This window comes from Campylobacter concisus (assembly GCF_902460535.1).
Taxonomy (GTDB): domain Bacteria; phylum Campylobacterota; class Campylobacteria; order Campylobacterales; family Campylobacteraceae; genus Campylobacter_A; species Campylobacter_A concisus_AS.
Genome location: NZ_CABPTV010000002.1, coordinates 1 through 13921, shown reverse-complemented (window position 1 = coordinate 13921; position 13921 = coordinate 1). Strand labels below are relative to the sequence as shown.

At 40.5% G+C, this 13921-nt stretch carries 18 protein-coding genes; 2 read left to right on the top strand and 16 right to left on the bottom strand.

The genetic code is table 11. The features are described 5' to 3' along the window. Window positions 1–9: 9 nt before the first annotated feature. The 14 genes from FZ945_RS01660 to mqnP form a co-directional block, all read right to left on the bottom strand. Complete coding sequence (locus FZ945_RS01660; RefSeq protein ID WP_148802055.1) at window positions 10–792, bottom strand: hypothetical protein; 783 nt, start codon at window positions 790–792, stop codon at window positions 10–12. Next, window positions 786–1727, bottom strand: coding sequence for a helix-turn-helix domain-containing protein (locus FZ945_RS01655; protein WP_148802053.1), 942 nt, complete (start codon window positions 1725–1727; stop codon window positions 786–788). The genes FZ945_RS01660 and FZ945_RS01655 overlap by 7 nt, the downstream gene beginning before the upstream one ends. Continuing rightward, window positions 1720–2400: a 23S rRNA (guanosine(2251)-2'-O)-methyltransferase RlmB gene (gene rlmB / locus FZ945_RS01650; protein WP_103635627.1), complete on the bottom strand. Its 681-nt coding sequence runs from the start codon at window positions 2398–2400 to the stop codon at window positions 1720–1722. Before rlmB ends, FZ945_RS01655 begins: the two co-directional genes overlap by 8 nt. 100 nt (window positions 2401–2500) lie before the next feature. After that, entirely contained in the window at window positions 2501–3316 is an 816-nt protein-coding gene (rsmI, locus tag FZ945_RS01645) for a 16S rRNA (cytidine(1402)-2'-O)-methyltransferase (RefSeq protein ID WP_148802051.1), read from the bottom strand. A 3-nt stretch (window positions 3317–3319) separates the two neighbouring features. Continuing rightward, the gene (gene rpmE / locus FZ945_RS01640) at window positions 3320–3520 is read right to left on the bottom strand and encodes a 50S ribosomal protein L31 (RefSeq protein ID WP_009295018.1); all 201 of its coding nucleotides are present in this window, start codon (window positions 3518–3520) and stop codon (window positions 3320–3322) included. An 81-nt stretch (window positions 3521–3601) separates the two neighbouring features. Continuing rightward, the gene (locus FZ945_RS01635; protein ID WP_148802049.1) at window positions 3602–4258 is read right to left on the bottom strand and encodes a 16S rRNA (uracil(1498)-N(3))-methyltransferase; all 657 of its coding nucleotides are present in this window, start codon (window positions 4256–4258) and stop codon (window positions 3602–3604) included. Next, entirely contained in the window at window positions 4259–4660 is a 402-nt protein-coding gene (locus FZ945_RS01630) for a hypothetical protein (RefSeq protein ID WP_148802047.1), read from the bottom strand. After that, window positions 4657–4860 (bottom strand): hypothetical protein, encoded by a 204-nt coding sequence (locus FZ945_RS01625; protein ID WP_004318036.1) that lies wholly within the window; start codon window positions 4858–4860, stop codon window positions 4657–4659. The genes FZ945_RS01630 and FZ945_RS01625 overlap by 4 nt, the downstream gene beginning before the upstream one ends. Then, window positions 4860–5441 (bottom strand): 6-pyruvoyl trahydropterin synthase family protein, encoded by a 582-nt coding sequence (locus FZ945_RS01620; protein ID WP_148802045.1) that lies wholly within the window; start codon window positions 5439–5441, stop codon window positions 4860–4862. The genes FZ945_RS01625 and FZ945_RS01620 overlap by 1 nt, the downstream gene beginning before the upstream one ends. Beyond that, entirely contained in the window at window positions 5441–6196 is a 756-nt protein-coding gene (locus FZ945_RS01615) for a 7-carboxy-7-deazaguanine synthase QueE (protein WP_148802043.1), read from the bottom strand. The genes FZ945_RS01620 and FZ945_RS01615 overlap by 1 nt, the downstream gene beginning before the upstream one ends. Further along, the gene (moaA, locus tag FZ945_RS01610) at window positions 6196–7164 is read right to left on the bottom strand and encodes a GTP 3',8-cyclase MoaA (RefSeq protein WP_148802041.1); all 969 of its coding nucleotides are present in this window, start codon (window positions 7162–7164) and stop codon (window positions 6196–6198) included. Before moaA ends, FZ945_RS01615 begins: the two co-directional genes overlap by 1 nt. 135 nt (window positions 7165–7299) lie before the next feature. Next, complete coding sequence (locus FZ945_RS01605) at window positions 7300–7806, bottom strand: DUF6115 domain-containing protein (protein ID WP_004318037.1); 507 nt, start codon at window positions 7804–7806, stop codon at window positions 7300–7302. A 9-nt stretch (window positions 7807–7815) separates the two neighbouring features. Beyond that, entirely contained in the window at window positions 7816–8337 is a 522-nt protein-coding gene (locus FZ945_RS01600; protein ID WP_103599406.1) for a hypothetical protein, read from the bottom strand. Continuing rightward, window positions 8334–9194, bottom strand: a complete 861-nt coding sequence (gene mqnP / locus FZ945_RS01595; protein ID WP_410369041.1) for a menaquinone biosynthesis prenyltransferase MqnP — start codon at window positions 9192–9194, stop codon at window positions 8334–8336. The genes FZ945_RS01600 and mqnP overlap by 4 nt, the downstream gene beginning before the upstream one ends. 102 nt (window positions 9195–9296) lie before the next feature. On the opposite strand from mqnP, the gene FZ945_RS01590 reads away from it, so the two are divergent. Both FZ945_RS01590 and miaA read left to right on the top strand, forming a co-directional pair. Next, a complete protein-coding gene (locus tag FZ945_RS01590; protein WP_148802039.1) occupies window positions 9297–10511 on the top strand; it encodes an NAD(P)/FAD-dependent oxidoreductase in 1215 nt (404 codons plus the stop codon). 2 nt (window positions 10512–10513) lie between these two features. Then, entirely contained in the window at window positions 10514–11389 is an 876-nt protein-coding gene (miaA, locus tag FZ945_RS01585; RefSeq protein WP_148802036.1) for a tRNA (adenosine(37)-N6)-dimethylallyltransferase MiaA, read from the top strand. Between the two features lie 71 nt (window positions 11390–11460). Here miaA and FZ945_RS01580 read toward each other — a convergent pair whose 3' ends face one another. Both FZ945_RS01580 and FZ945_RS01575 read right to left on the bottom strand, forming a co-directional pair. Further along, window positions 11461–12453 carry an iron-sulfur cluster assembly scaffold protein NifU gene (locus tag FZ945_RS01580; protein WP_004318029.1) on the bottom strand — a complete coding sequence of 331 codons (993 nt, stop codon included), beginning with the start codon at window positions 12451–12453 and terminating at the stop codon, window positions 11461–11463. A gap of 16 nt (window positions 12454–12469) precedes the next feature. Then, window positions 12470–13660 carry a NifS family cysteine desulfurase gene (locus FZ945_RS01575; protein ID WP_148802034.1) on the bottom strand — a complete coding sequence of 397 codons (1191 nt, stop codon included), beginning with the start codon at window positions 13658–13660 and terminating at the stop codon, window positions 12470–12472. Window positions 13661–13921: the final 261 nt, after the last annotated feature.

The following is a 13921-nucleotide window of genomic DNA, read 5'->3' as shown; positions in this document are numbered from 1 at the left end:
TGTTTGCTCCTATTTTATAAGCTTGATAATTATCTCGTTTTTAATATTAGTTATGTCGTTATTGTCGCTAATTAACGCATATTTTGCGTCTTTAGCTAAATTTATGGTGTAGTTAGTTTTTATCTCGTTTTCTCTTTTTAGATCGATTTGGTTTAAGTTTTTATCATAAATTCTAACAAGTGGCACCCATTTGTTTGGCTCGTTTGAGATGATATTTAGGCTACTTGCGCCTGCTACATCTACGATATAGACGCCACCACTTTTTACAAGCGGGGTCTCTTCGTTAAAATTTACTTTTGAGGCATTTAGGCTCATATTTTTAGCGTCCAAATAAAGCGCTAAATTTCCATCAACTCTATCAAATCCCATGATCTTAAAGCCACTTTTACTAAGCGTGAAATTTAGCAAATTTGGATCTATGCCACCACTTTTTAGAGCTAAAATCCCATAAGAAATTTCATTGCCATTTTTTAGAGAATTTACCCTTGCCACGCTTATGTTTGCATCTTCAAGAGCTAAATTTATCGATTTTACAAATAGTGCTGAGGGGACTTTTTGCGTGCTTATAAATTTTAAATTTAAGCTATTTGAGCTAAAAGAGAGTGCATCGTAGTTTGAGCTTTGCTTTAGCCTTGAGACTAGCTCGCCAACGTTTAGCGAGCCGTTAGTGTCTAAATTTTCTAAAGAAATTTGCAGATCTTTTCCGCTACTTAGTGCGTTTGCGCTACTATTTAGATCAAAAGCGTATGAAAAAACGCTAAAAAGAAGAAATATGGCTAGTTTTTTTACCAAGATTTGCCCTTATTCATCTCGACAAACTCGTCATAAGTTAAAAATTTCATATCGCCATTTTCTACTAAAAATCTAGCTGGACGGCTTGGATTATATTTTGTTACTTTATCGCCGATCTTAAGCTCGATATTACCATTTCCGCAAACGACTAGCTGTCTTTGGTCTAAATTTATATTTACACTTTTGCTTGTGTCGCTTGATGTTTTTTGACCATTTTCAAGGTTGATGATGCCTATCCAAACGCGTTGTTTTGGTGTGATGACCGCCTCATTTAGTGGTTTTGTCACGTTTTGCTCTACTTTTGGAGCTGGCTGGGCTGCCATGCTAGGCTTTATGGCATTTTGATCAACGCTAGCAGGATTTACAGTCGCGTTTTGCTCAGCTGGAGCTGAAATTTTCACGCTTGAAGCGTTTGCATCGATCTTTGGAGTGTTTTGAGAGATTGTTACGTTTGTGTCGATTATATTTTTCTTCACTTCATTGACGATGCTTGATTGCGAGTAGCTCACGCTTGTGTTGTCTTCATTTAAGCTTGCGATGAAATTTTGGACGTATTTGTAAGCGTCAAAGTAGTAAGCGCCGCCAGCGATGATAGCTAAAATGATGATCCAAAAGAAAAAACCAGCCCCGCCACCGCTACTTTGCCTTTGGATCGAGACATCTTCAGGTGTGTATGATGAAATTTTTGGGCTAACTTTTGTTTTTTTGCTCTCATCAGGCATGTTTTCTTGCATAAATGCGTCGTATTCTGCTAGAAGTTCGCTAAGATCGACGCCATACTCACGCTGTAAAATTTTGGCGTAACCTCTAATGTTTAAGCGTGATAATTTTTCAAAATTTTTGTCAAAAATGTATTGTAAAAATGTGGGTTCAATGTGCGTTTTACGCGAAATTTCCTTTATGCCTATCTCTTTTAAATTTTCTAGTTCATTCATCTATCATCCTATCACAAATTATCGCAAAAGCTGCACTTACATTTAGGGAGTCCCAGCCGTCTTTTAGCTTGATGCCGACGCACTCATCGCACTTTGCTAGAGCTTTTTGCGGTATGCCTTCGCCCTCTGAGCCCATCACCAAAGCCCTTTTGCCAGCAAATTTCATCTCTTTTATATTTTTGCCCTCACTTGCCGTCGCGTAGAGCCTAAAACCACACTGTTTTAGCTCGTTTAGAAGGCTAAGTCCGTCCTCAAAAATGGCTATTGGTATCTCGTATGCAGCACCGCTACTTGACCTTAAAACGCCTTGCATATTTACACTTTTTGCAACAATGACTAACCCTTCGCAGCCTAGAGCATAGGCGCTTCTAGCGATGGCACCGATGTTTCCGACGTCACTTATGCCATAAAGCACGGCGATGAAATTTAGCTTTTTTAGCTCACTAAAGTCTGAAAACTCAAACTCGCTAACGCTTGCTAAGAAGCCTTGATGGTTGCCGCCATGCGCCATAGACTGCGCCTTTTGATTATCCACGCGGATGATCTTTTTGCCTGTGCCGCAAATTTTTGAGAAGAGTTTTTTATCACACTCTTTTGAGAGATAGATCTCTTCTAGGATCTGCGGGCGCTTGTTCAAAATATGTAAAAATAGCTGTTTTCCGTATATTATCATGGTTGCTTATGGTAGCTAAAGTCAAGTAAAATTTAACTTATTTTGCTTCTAAATTTGAGTGAATTTTTGAAACTTTTTGAGAAAATTTGAGCTTTTAAATTTATGATTTTATAAGCTCGTCGTAGATCTTTTTGACATCTTCGCCAGTTATTTTACTAAGCAGTTTTGCCTTTGCCTTTGGGGCTATATCAAGCGAGATGATCTCATCTTTTGTGATATTTTGAGTGGCTATGTTAGCACTTTTTGAGATGACAACTGCCCACTCGCCATTTAAATTTGCTTTTTCTAAAATTTGGGCTAAATTTTTGGCTGTGCCTTTAAATTTAGTCTCAAATTTTTTAGTAGCCTCTTTTATGGCAAAAATTTCTCTCTCTGGCTCTAAATTTGCGATGCTTTGCACTAAGCTTAATACGCGTTTTGGGCTTTCGTATATGACGGCTGGATAGGCTAAGCTTAGAGCGTTTTGTATGGCTAGTGCTCTTTCTCTGCCGGTGTTTGGTAAAAATCCTAAGAAAACAAACTCTTTATCGCAAAGCCCACTTGCGACCACGCTTAAAAGTGCAGCGTTTGCTCCGCTTAAAATTTCGTATTTGATATCATTTTTTTGAGCGTATCTTACTAGGCTAACGCCCGGGTCGCTTATGCCTGGCATGCCAGCATCGCTCATATAAGCTACGTTTTTGCTTAAAATTTCATCACTTAAATTTACAAAAAATTCATCTTCGTTGTGTGTGTGAAGCGGGATAAAATTTGAGATGTTTATATTTGCGTCAAAGCGTTCGTTTAGTAGATTTACAAGGCTTTTGCAAACTCTTGTATCTTCGCAGATAGCTATCTCGCATTCACGCAAAATTTTGATCGCGCGAAGCGAGATATCTTCTAAATTTCCTATTGGAGTAGGAATAAAGTAGAGCAAGGCTTATTTTTGAGCGTATTTTTTCTTAAATTTCTCAACACGGCCAGCGCTATCAACTATCTTTTCGCTGCCTGTGAAAAATGGGTGGCACTTGTCGCAAATGTCAATTCTGATTTCGCTTTTGTTTGACTTTGTCTTAAAAGTGTTGCCACACGCGCAAGTTACGGTGCAATCTACATACTCTGGATGGATCTCTTTTTTCATCATCTTTCCTTTATTGTTTTGGGCTATTTGTTACCTTAAAAGTTGCTGATTATATAAAAACTAATCTAAAAATCAAATAAATCAGGCAAGAAATTTTGCCGCCACAGATATGACTGCGGTCTGTGATCTTAGGATATTTTTTGTATTTAGGCCGTAGATATTTTTAAATTTAGCCGTCTCATCCTCGCTAAATCCGCCCTCTGGACCGATTATTAATATCTCATCATCTTTTTTTTCATTTAAATTTTTACCGCCAAAATTTATAGCCGAGACATTTTTATAAACGCTCATTAGCTCGTCTAAATTTTTATAAATTTCAAACTCCATTAGCGACGTTCTCCCGCACTGCTCGCATGAAAGTGCGTTTATGTAGTTTAGCTTTTCAAGGTCGATCTTGAAATTTGCCTGAGAAAATTTAGTGTAGACAAAGGCGATCTTGCCAACGCCAAGCTCATTTAAAAATGGCAGTGCCTTTTCGATCGTCTTTGGATCAACGACCGCCCAAGCGATGGTAAAGTCAAATTTATGCTCGCAGTTTAGGCTGGCAAAGACAAGACTTAAATTTGCACTTCTGCGCTCTATCTCATCAACCTCGTAGATGTACTCTTTGCCGTCGCATAAATTTCTAACACTTATGCGCTCTCCTGCTTCAACCCTTCTAGCTTTTAGGTGCAAAAATGCCTCATTTACTATCTTTAGGCGCTCTTTGCCAGCGTTTTTATCATATAAAAATTTCATCTAAATCCCTGCTATGATGATCAAAATAATGTCGCAAATGCCTTTAATAAGGGCAAATTTTTTAAATTTCTCTAGCCTGCCAGCAACGGCGTATCTTTTTAGCCTTTTATATCCAACGGCGCTAAGTGCGATCAGGGCTATCAAGATAAGAAGCATTTTTATGGCGTTAAATTTTGGCTCATAGCTATAATATGCCCACAAAATAAGTCCAGTTAGCACCAAAAAGCTAAGTAGCATATGATAAATAGGCAGAAAATATCTTATGTGAAGGACGTAGTTTTTGCTTCTCACTCCAAACTGAGTAAGCGCTAGATAAAGCACCGCCAAGGCAAGAAGCACATAAAAAAATGTCACGTGAAATGGCAAAGTATAAGCATAAAGCGAGCTTAAGTGTTCGTTCATTTCTTATCTTTAGGAGGCTCATTTTCTTCGACTACTGGCTCAGGTGGGAGCTGCTCGTCGATAGTTACATTCGCATCAGGCTGAGCTATCGTAACATCACTGGGGACTGGCTCGCTAACGTCACTTTTGGCCTCTTCTTTATCTCCACATCCCAAAAATACGCCAGCTATAAGCAAAAAAGAGGTTATAAATTTTTTCATTAAACGTCCTTTGGATTTTCTATTTTTATCTTATTTATCATCTTTTCAAGCAAATTTTTATCTTCCCACTCGTCTATAATGGCCTCAGAAAATTTGATATCGCTAAGCCTTATCTCGCCCATTTGTGGGTTTGTCGCGTCCTCTTTGAAGCACTGCGCATAGCCAGTATCGGTTTCATGGACGATGACGCTATGAAGCTTTACTTCGCGCTCGCCGTTGTTCATCACACTAAGCTCAAGTATCCGCTCGATCATCACAAAAAATATACGGCAAAACTGCTCTGCGCTTGGATTTTGTGGTATTTCTATCCACCTTGCAGAGTGCCTTTTAAGGTCGTTTTTGTATTCGTCACTATCGCCTGAAAATATGGTCGTAGCGTGATCAAAGCTATCGATGATCGTCTTTATATTTTGCTTCATCAGCCCAAAGTCATAGACCATACCAGCGTTGTCTAAGAAATTTGAGCTAAGTAAAATTTCTGCCACGTAGCTGTGGCCGTGGATGCTTGTCCTGCAGCGCTTTGAGCTACAAAATCTCACGATATGCGCATTTTCAAATCTAAAAAGTTTTCTAATAATCATCAAACACCCTCTTTATCGCCCCAAAGCCTGATGTGGATACGCTCTGAGTAGTTAAATCCATGCTTTATGGCAAATTGCGCTGTTTTTAGAGCATTTTTGCTTAGCTCGTCCACATTTGCACCCATCGCCATGCACCAAACTGGCAAATTTGCTCTATTTTTTATATATAAAATTTCCTCCAGCTCGCTTTTGTCAAAGCGCGAGATGACAAATTTTAAAAAGCTGCTTTTAGCGTTATCTTTGATAGCTAAAATGGCATCTAAATTTATGCGTTTTTGCTCGCTAACTCCGCTATTTGCTAGCTTTACGCCAAGTGCAAAATGGCAGTTTTTATAAATTTCAAATTTAGCAAAATTAACCAAGATCGTGCCATTTGTCTCAAAATGCACCTCGTAATTTATAAGCAAATTTCTTACCAAATTTATGAAATTTTCATTTTGATGCCAGATGAGTGGTTCGCCGCCTGTTAAAACGATGATCGGCTTTTGCTCTAAGCCTTTACAAAGCCCATCAACTAGGTTTAAAATTTCATCTGCGCTATATGTTTTGTGGTGAAAATGTCCTTTAAAAACGGCTCTTATGCTATCGCATCCCAAAAGCTCTTCGCCTGTTTTTAAAGATCTTGTCTTTACGCCAAAGCCAGAGCAGTTTAGGTTGCAGCCCAAAAAGCGTAAAAATATAGCGAGCCTGCCCTGATAAGCGCCCTCACCTTGGATGCTTAAAAATGCTTCAACTAATTCTAGCTCTTTGCTCATCAACCACCAGTTTGGTAAAAGGCCCTTGAAGAGGTTTCGTTTTCAGCTCCTAGAGCCCATTTGTTCTCTTTTGGCTTGTTGGCAAGCACTTGTCTTAAGATCTCGCTTGCTGCGACGATATCGCCATTTGCAACTGCTTTTTTGATACTTAGTGCATCTTCAAAGTAAAGGCAAGGTATCAAAAGTCCTTCAGCGCTTAGCCTAATGCGGTTGCAACTCTCGCAAAAGTCGTGTTTGTGGGGGTCAATGATGCCAAATTTATAGCCGTCATCAAGCCTATAAATAGACGCGGGTGCGTTTGGCAATTTTTCATCTTTTGTGACATTATATTTTTGCGAGATGATACTCAAAATTTCGTCGCTTTTTAGCCCTTTTAGATCATCTTTGGCGTGCGAGTTTTCCATATATTCGATAAATCTGATCTGAGAATTTCTAAATTTAGCAAACTCAAGCAAATTTACTAGCTCATCGTCGTTAAAGCCTTTTAGCGCGACTGTGTTTATCTTCACCTTTAATCCAGCATCAAGTGCTGCTTCAAAGCCAGCTAAAACCTCGTGCAAGACGCTCTTTTGGGCGATAAATTTAGCCTTTTGCTCATTTAGCGTATCAAGCGACATATTTATGCGCTTTAGACCAGCGTCCTTTAGCCTTTTGGCAAAGTGCGGCAGCATAAAGCCATTTGTCGTAAGCGCTAGATCGATGTCTGGCTTGTAATCGCTTATCATCTTTATAAAGACGTCCAGATCCTTGCGCACGAGTGGTTCGCCGCCTGTGATCCTGATCTTTTTCACACCCTCATCGATAGCTACTTTGACAAATAAAAATAGCTCTTCAAATGTCAGTAAATTCTCTTTTGGCGTCCAACTAAATGGCGTCGTAGGCATGCAATATCTACATCTAAAATTGCACCGCTGCGTCACGGAAATTCTTAAATAATCAACAACCCGACCATATTTATCTATTAGCATAAAGCACCTTTTTTAAGCTTGGTTAGAGCTTTTATTAATTTTTCAATTATATGTTAAAAGATTTAAATCTAAATAAAAATTTAAGCTAATTTTTGTAGTTTAAGAGTAGTTTTGTCTTTTAAAATTAGCCCAAATTTAGGCTAATTTATGAAATTTAAGCACAAACTCAACTCGCCCCATACCCACGTGAAGATCTTTAGCGATCATGGCTGCGCTTTTGCCATCTTTAAACATCTTTAGGATCTGCTCTTCTTCATTTATAACACTCGGGGCGATTTTATTGATATCTCTTGTTCGCTCCTCAAGGTTAAACATCCTATCTTTTTGCTCGTTTGCAAAGTCATCTATCACTCGCTCGATGCTCTTTATAGCGCGGATTATCGGCACGATTTTTTCATTGATCTGCTCATTTATCTGCTCTTTTAGCTCATCTTTTACATCTTTTAGCTGCTCGTCATCATCAGGCTTAAAGCTTGCCAGTGCGGCTAGCTGTTTTTTGAGATTGTAGTTTTCTTGTATGGCGCTCTCTATGGCACGCTCATATCTTGTAAATTTCTTATTTGTCTCGCTATCTTTTATAAATATCAAAGCTATTATTATCGCTAAAACGATGCCAAAACCTAAAAAAATGTAAATTTCCATATTTTTCCTTTATGAATTTGCCCTAAGCTCTCTTATCATCACACGCTCTCTAGCCGTCACGTAAGCGTTCCAGTCGGCCTCGTCCTCTTCGTGCATGTTCTCTATCTTTGCTAGCCTCTCATCCTGCGCCCTTAGATAAAGGCTCAAATTTCTTTTTGGAAAGATAGGCATCGCGATCCTTGCGTAGTAAATTTCATCTTTTTTAAATTTATCTTCGCTTATTTTTATATGCGTAAAGCCGATCTCATCGATATCTGCACTCTCACTTAGTGGCAGATACTGCTTGTGCTCATTTTTTATATAATCACTTAGCGCGTCGATCTTTCTATGAAGCTCGATGACAAGCGTTAGCAAGACTTGGTCGCTCTCTTTTGTCTCGCCGCGTGATTTGGCTCGCTTTAGCCACGCTCCAAGCGCATCTTCGTCACCTGGCAAGATAGAGTTAAATTCTCTTAAAAATTTCTCATCTCCCGAGCTATCACGCTCATAAACCATGCTAAGAGGCGCTTTAAAAAGCCTTACTTCGCTCATAGTACACTGATCCAAACAAAGATGAAAAATAAAATTCCCAAGTAGCCATTTAGCGTAAAAAACGCCCTGTCTATCTTGCTAAAGTCGCGCCTTACGATCCTGTGCTCGAAAAATAATATCACGCCGCTTACCACAATGCCAAAAAATGCCATCGCTCCAAGCCCAGCCGCCCAAGCAAAAAGTAGCCAAAGTATAAAAGCTAAGGCGTGAAAAATGGCTGATAAAAATAGTGTCGCCTTGTCGCCGTAAATGGCTGGTATGCTAAAGAGCTTGTTCTCTTGGTCAAATTTCATATCTTGAAGCGAGTAAAGCAGGTCAAATCCAGCCACCCAAAATGTCACACCAAGGCAAAGCAGCACGCTCCAAAGTGGTATTGCAGCGCTCACTGCGACCACGCCAGCGATAGGAGCAAGTCCAAGGCTAAGGCCTAGCGCCAAGTGCGCTAGCTCGCTAAATCTCTTAAACAGCGAGTATCCGCCAAGCACGGCAAGGATAGGGAAGCTTAGCCAAAATGCGAGCGAATTTACAAAATAAGCGCAGATGATAAAGATAAGCGCGTTTGCTGCGATGAAAAGCTGCATATTGCCCTTGCCGATGCGCCCATCTACGCTTGGACGGCTTGCGGTGCGTGGGTTTAGTTTGTCGATGTCCTCGTCTTGGTATCTGTTAAACGCCATGGCGAAATTTCTAGCACTAACCGCGCAAATAGTGCCTAAAATAAGCAGTTTAAAGCCAAACCAAGCCGAGCCATTTTCTATCTTGCTCGCAACTATCATCGCCACAAAGATAAAGGGCAGGGCAAAGACCGAGTGCTTAAAAACGATGAGTTCTGCGATATCTTTTAGCTTTTTGATCATATAAATTTCCATCTTTTTAAAAAGTGTCTGATTTTACACCATTTTGCTTTAAATCTAAATTTATATTATCATTGCGAGAGTAATTTAAAATGAAGGGTTATGATGAGTAAAATAGCGATTATCGGAGATGGTTTTAGTGCGTTATTTACGGCGCTTGAGCTAGCTAAAAAGGGCGAGGAAATTTTAGTTATTAGTAACCAAAAAGATGAGTTTGAAAGCGGAATTTTAACCCCATTTAACACCCCAGCGCTTGCAAGAGATGGAGCGATATCTAGCTCGTTTTTGGGGCTAGTTAGTAAAAAAAGCGAGCTTGATATAGCGCTTTGCTTAAATGAAAACTTTAGAGCTTGGATGGCAAATTTCACGCTTAAATCAACAAAGGCTCACGATAAAAAGATGAGAGTTTTGTTTAAGAAATTTGGACAAAAGAGCTTTGAAATTTTAAGAGAGCTAAGCGAAAAATATCCGCAGATAAATTTTGATGAGAGCGGCGTTTATCTCATCTTTAGCGAGGATGAGAGCTTTAAAAAGAGGCTTGATGAGATGAAAGTCGCTGATAGCGAGCAAGAAATTTTAAGCGTGGATAGTGAGCTTGCAAATTTTGGTCTAATAAATAAAAACATAAAAGGGGCGCTAAATTTAAGCAAAAACGCGAGTATCGACGCTGGAGAGCTAAAAAAAGCGCTTGTTAGTGAGCTAAACGAGCTTGGAGTGCAGTTTATAAACGATGAAATTTATGAGCTAAAAACACAGGGGCAAGCCGTGCAAAAGGCTGTTGGCAGTGACGATGAATACGAGGCTGACAGCTTTGTTGTGGCTAGTAGAAGCTTGGAGCTTTCAAGCAAGCTTGGGACAAATTTAAGCGCCATTTTGGCTAAATTTTACACGATCGATCTTGTGCTAAGCGAGGGTCAGATCCCTAAAAAACCGATCATTTTAAATGATATGTTTGCCAAAATTTATCCAACGAAAAATGGCGTTACGATCATCACAAATTTACAAGTGGGCGCGATTGATACACTCGTAAAAACAGAAAAGATCAACGCATTTTTAAACGAGCTAAAAAGACACCTTGGCATAAGCGAGCTAAAAGAGCCTAGTTTTAGGGCAAATTTCATCCTTCTTAGCTCAAACGACAAGCCAGCGATCGGACGCGACGAGACATATCAAAATTTACTTTATAACCAAGCGTACGGGCTAAATGAACTAAGCTTTGCACCGCACTTCGCAGGCGTTTTGGCTGATCTTTTAAAAGAGGGCAAAAGTAACGAGCAAAGCGATGAAATTTTGCTATTTAGCTCACTTTATGAGGGCTAAGCTTGTTTGGCGAGCTAGCACTAATTGGCACCACAGCAAGCGGCAAGAGCGATCTAGCCTTTGAGCTAGCAAAGAAGTTTAATGGCGTCATCTTAAGCCTTGACTCACTCGCACTTTATAAAGAGATAGATATCGCCAGCGCAAAGCCAAAGCCCTGGCAGCTAGCAGCTGTGAGGCACTTTGGGGTGGATGAAATTTATCCTGATGAGGAATTTAGCGTTGGGGCATTTTTTGAAATTTATAAAAAGGCAAAGGAATTTGCGCGCTCGCAAGAGTCTTTGCTCATCATCACAGGCGGCAGTGGCTTTTATCTAAAGGCGATGCTTAGCGGTCTTGCGCCAGACGTGCCAAAATGCGAGCTAAATTTAAGCAACGAAGAAATTTACGAGCTAGCTTTACAAAACGATCCAGAGTTTGCAAGTAAATTTAGTCAAAACGACTCTTATCGCCTTGAAAAATGGTATCAAATTTATAAATTTAGCGGGCAAATCCCAAGCATCTGGCTAAAGCAAAACACCAAAGAGAGCGTCATAAAAGAGCTTGCGATATTTGAAATTTTGTGGGACAAAGAGGAGCTTAGAGCTCGCATCGCAAAACGGACGAAAAATATGCTAGATGAGGGCTTGATAGATGAGGCGAAGTTTTTATTTGACAAGTATAAAAGCGAGCCAAAGCCACTAAAATCGATAGGTCTAAAAGAGTGCAAGCAGTTTTTGGAGGGTGAAATTTCAAAAAGCGAGCTAGAAACGCTCATCGCCACGCACACAGCCCAGCTTGCTAAGCGTCAGAGAACCTTTAACCGCTCGCAGTTTGAGAAGAAATTTGTGGGTGACTTGACGCAGACCAGAAGTGAAATTTTTAAATTTTTAAAAGGTTAAATTCAGATTGTCTAGGTGGTAAATTTAGTTTAGTAGAGTCGAACAGCTCCAAAAGAAGCCGTTCGATAAATTTATATAGGCATAACCCTGATCTTTGGGCTTAGGCTCTCTTGTAAGACATTTTCTATCGCATAAAGCGTGCCAGTCGAGCCGCTTGAACAGCCTGAGCAAGCGCCAAGATAGCGGATATAAACGTCGATATTTTCGCCGTTATCGTTTCTGATGTCTATGATCTCTAAATTTCCGCCATCCATCATAAGCATAGGGCGGATCTCCTTATCGATGATCGATTCGATCGCTTTTAGCTGACCAACCATCGTCATACTCTCAAAGCTAACGTCGCTTAGTGTGTTGTTTGCTTGAGCATTTGCCTGAGCTTCGAGCCTCTCTTGCTCCATCTCAGCCCTAGTATCGCGTAAGATATCAACCAAATAGTAGTCTTTTTTCTCGTGTCCGCCAGGTCTAACGCATGATTTACAAAATGCCCCTGCTTTGGTGTATTGCGTGATCTCCTCAACCGTATGAAGGTCGTTTAGTCTTATCACCTCTTTGATCGTGCCAAGGCTCACTCTAGCGCACTCGCAAACGATGATCTCATCTTCAAAGTGCTCTGGGTCTATGCCCTTGTAGCTTGCAGCAGCTGCCTTGATAACGTCGTATGCCATAACCGAGCAGTGCATCTTTTGAGGTGGCACAGCTGGGGTATCTGGGTTGTCGCGCATAGCTCTTTCTACATCAAGGTTTGTGATCTTAACCGCCTCATCGACTGTTTTGCCGATGCAAAGCTCAGCCATCGTATCAGAGCTAGCTATCGCCGTGCCACAGCCAAAGCTTTTAAATTTAGCGTCAATTATCTTGTCAGTTTTCTCATCAACGAGCCAGTAAAGCCTTACCGCATCGCCGCAGCTTTCTGCGCCAAAGTCAGCGATAATGAGCTTTGCGTTTGCTTTTTTGGCGTCTTCTTCGGTTAGCTCGCCCATGAATTTAGGATTATTCATCCTATCTTGCACTACCTTTGAGTATTCATCCCAGATAGAGCCGCCGATTAAGTTATTTTTTGCCATGTTTTTCCTTTAAATTTTATAATCCACTCTTGTGCCACTCTGGGGCGTATGCGAAAGTGCTTGATATGCTTCTTAGCCTATTTACCGCTTTTGTTATATGTTCGATCGCGTAGTCGATCTCCTCTTCGGTGTTAAACCTAGAAAGTGAGAGTCTAAGTGCGGTGTGGGCTAGCTCTTTGTCAGCGCCGATCGCCTCCATGATAGGGTTGCTCTCTAGTGTCTCGCTCGCACAGGCAGAGCCAGTAGATGCCGCTATACCAGCTCTATTTAGGTCCCAAAGCATAGCCTCGCCCTCGACGCCTTTGATAGAAGCTAGGATAGTGTTTGGCACGCGCTGATCTTTTTTGCCAACGATGCTAACGTCAGGAATTTGCAGTAGTGCGTCTTCTAGCTTGTCACGCAAACGGCGAACGTGTGAGTGCTCGTAATCCATAAATTTATTTGCCAGCTCAAGTGCCTTGCCCATGCCAACGATGCCTGGTACGTCAAGCGTGCCGCTTCTGCGTCCGCCCATGTGCTCGCCGCCGTGAAGCAAGCTGCTTAGTGGCATGCTATTTTTTATAAATAACGCTCCAACGCCCTTTGGTCCGTGAAATTTATGCGCTGAAAAGCTTAGAAAATCAACGTCTAGGTCTTGAACGTCTATCTTTATCTTGCCAACTGCTTGCACGGCATCGGTGTGAAATAATGCGCCGTATTCGTGGGCGACTTTGGCAAGCCCCTTTATAGGAAAGATCATACCAGTTTCGTTGTTTGCGCTCATTATGGCGACAAGTGCGACATTTTCGTCCATGACAGCCCTTAGCTGCTCTGGAGTAACGATACCATCGCTATTTACGTCTAAAACCGTAAGCTCCACGCCATACTTTTCTAGAAATTTACAAGTTGCTAAAATGGCTGGGTGCTCGACCGCGGTTGTTACAATGCGTTTTTTCTCACCAGTTGCTATTTTGTCGAAGTAGATGCCTTTTACAACCCAGTTGTTGCTCTCGGTCGCACATGATGTAACGACGATGTCATCGTTATCTTTTGCGTTTAATCCGGCGTAGAGCTGATCAAGCGCTGTTCTTAGTGCTGGGTGGGTTTCTGAGCCAAATTTGTGAAGTGAGTTTGGGTTGCCGTATTTTTCACAATAAAACGGCTTCATAAGCTCAAAAGCCTCTGGATCAACCATCGTTGTGGCGTTATTATCTAAATATACTCTCAAATTTAAAACCTTAATTCGGATAAAAAATATCCCTTTTATTTTTGATGGGATATTATAACAAAAAAGTTAAAAGCAAGTTTAAAAAATAGCTTTAGTTTTTTCAATATTTGGCTCATTTTGATAGTAAAATATATTGAAATTCTTTATCAATATTTGGCAGATACGTCATTTGCGAAATTTCGCCTAAAAAAGCCTATTTTACTCTTAATATTAATTCTTTTTCTTAAGGATTAAAAATTTTTTATATTAAATATTTTAAAC

What these genes read in the sequence shown, in the direction of transcription:
- mqnP (WP_410369041.1), bottom strand. Translation starts at nt 9,194, where the DNA reads ATGATCAAAAAGCTAAAAGATATCGCAGAACTCATCGTTTTTAAGCAC.
- rpmE (WP_009295018.1), bottom strand. Translation starts at nt 3,520, where the DNA reads ATGAAAAAAGAGATCCATCCAGAGTATGTAGATTGCACCGTAACTTGC.
- FZ945_RS01625 (WP_004318036.1), bottom strand. Translation starts at nt 4,860, where the DNA reads ATGAAAAAATTTATAACCTCTTTTTTGCTTATAGCTGGCGTATTTTTG.
- moaA (WP_148802041.1), bottom strand. Translation starts at nt 7,164, where the DNA reads ATGCTAATAGATAAATATGGTCGGGTTGTTGATTATTTAAGAATTTCC.
- FZ945_RS01635 (WP_148802049.1), bottom strand. Translation starts at nt 4,258, where the DNA reads ATGAAATTTTTATATGATAAAAACGCTGGCAAAGAGCGCCTAAAGATA.
- FZ945_RS01630 (WP_148802047.1), bottom strand. Translation starts at nt 4,660, where the DNA reads ATGAACGAACACTTAAGCTCGCTTTATGCTTATACTTTGCCATTTCAC.
- rlmB (WP_103635627.1), bottom strand. Translation starts at nt 2,400, where the DNA reads ATGATAATATACGGAAAACAGCTATTTTTACATATTTTGAACAAGCGC.
- FZ945_RS01590 (WP_148802039.1), top strand. Translation starts at nt 9,297, where the DNA reads ATGAGTAAAATAGCGATTATCGGAGATGGTTTTAGTGCGTTATTTACG.
- FZ945_RS01605 (WP_004318037.1), bottom strand. Translation starts at nt 7,806, where the DNA reads ATGGAAATTTACATTTTTTTAGGTTTTGGCATCGTTTTAGCGATAATA.
- FZ945_RS01600 (WP_103599406.1), bottom strand. Translation starts at nt 8,337, where the DNA reads ATGAGCGAAGTAAGGCTTTTTAAAGCGCCTCTTAGCATGGTTTATGAG.
- FZ945_RS01615 (WP_148802043.1), bottom strand. Translation starts at nt 6,196, where the DNA reads ATGAGCAAAGAGCTAGAATTAGTTGAAGCATTTTTAAGCATCCAAGGT.
- FZ945_RS01580 (WP_004318029.1), bottom strand. Translation starts at nt 12,453, where the DNA reads ATGGCAAAAAATAACTTAATCGGCGGCTCTATCTGGGATGAATACTCA.
- FZ945_RS01620 (WP_148802045.1), bottom strand. Translation starts at nt 5,441, where the DNA reads ATGATTATTAGAAAACTTTTTAGATTTGAAAATGCGCATATCGTGAGA.
- FZ945_RS01655 (WP_148802053.1), bottom strand. Translation starts at nt 1,727, where the DNA reads ATGAATGAACTAGAAAATTTAAAAGAGATAGGCATAAAGGAAATTTCG.